This is a genomic window from Microcystis sp. LE19-10.1B, from assembly GCF_027530565.1.
In the GTDB taxonomy this organism is placed as follows: Bacteria; Cyanobacteriota; Cyanobacteriia; order Cyanobacteriales; family Microcystaceae; genus Microcystis; species Microcystis aeruginosa.
The window spans coordinates 1-1,230 of sequence record NZ_JAPZQM010000231.1 but is presented as its reverse complement, the minus strand read 5'-3'; the positions used below and the strand labels follow the sequence as shown (position 1 = coordinate 1,230).

Sequence of the window (1,230 nt, the reverse complement as noted above, 5' to 3'; positions counted from 1 at the left end):
ATACCTTTATCCCTATTCCTACCCATCCCGGTTTTGGAGTCTATTTTTTTCTCTCTTATCTTCCCTCAAAAACCCTATATATATGGGCGCACGGATTCCCATTATACATAAAGTCTAAAGCAAGTCTCGCCATTTGTCAAGGGTTTTGAGAAAATCTCCCCACTTCCCAAGATGTGAGGGAAATTGCCAGTAAGTTTGCAGGGGTAGAAAGGTTAAAGGAAGCGGTCCCAACGCGCTCGCTACGCGAGACCGAGCAGTTACAATTATTGTTATCTTCAGCTTAATCTTATTTTACTAAATAGCCAAAAACTAAAATAAGATTCCTATTTATTGTCCTGACAAGGAGATGAATAAATGAATAACTTTTCTGATAAACCCCATCGTCGTTCCTTAAGATTATCTCACTATGATTATTCTCAATCGGCTGCATATTTTGTGACAATCTGTATTAAAAATAGTGAAAATTTATTAGGGGACATACAAGATAACGTCATGAATCTTAATCAATTTGGTCAAGTTGTTAAGGATATTTGGCATAGTTTAGATACTCGTTATAAAGAAGTTATTTTAGATGAATTTGTGATTATGCCTAATCATATTCACGGAATAATATTTATTGATAACCCATTAGAGATAATTCATGAATTATCTCTACCAGAGGAAAGGCGAAAAATGTTGTTACCTAAAGTGGTTGGTTATTTTAAAATGAATAGTGCTAAACTGATTAATCAATTGCAGAGTACTCAAGGTCAATCGGTTTGGCAAAAGAATTATTATGAACATATTATCCGTGATGAGGTTTCCTTAACGAAAATTAGAGAATATATTGTTAATAATCCTTTAAAATGGCATCAAGATATCGAAAATCAGCAAGTCAAACCTAGTCAGGAGGAAGTTCAGTTTTGGCAAAGCTTCGGTAGAAAGGATTTATAATCACTGTAACAACAATTCCTATCGTAGGGATAATTCCGTAGGGATAATTCCGTAGGGATAATTCCGTAGGGATAATTCATGAATTATCCCTACTCAGGAATGCTTTGTTTAATGCTTGTCGGGGAGAGAAATTTTCCGTGTTCATACCTTTATCCTTATTCCTACCCATCCCGATTTTTGAGTCTATTTTTTTCTCTCTTATCTTCCCTCAAAAACCCTATATATATGGGCGCACGGATTCCCATTATACATAAAGTCTAAAGCAAGTCTCGCCATTTGTCAAGGGTTTTCAGAAAA

The 1,230-nt window shown here is 35.3% G+C and carries 1 protein-coding gene; it reads left to right on the top strand.

Annotation, left to right across the window (positions count from 1 at the left end; all coding sequences use genetic code 11):
- Window positions 1–354: 354 nt before the first annotated feature.
- Window positions 355–933: a transposase gene (locus O9332_RS08385; RefSeq protein WP_002761735.1), complete on the top strand. Its 579-nt coding sequence runs from the start codon at window positions 355–357 to the stop codon at window positions 931–933.
- Window positions 934–1,230 lie beyond the last annotated feature (297 nt).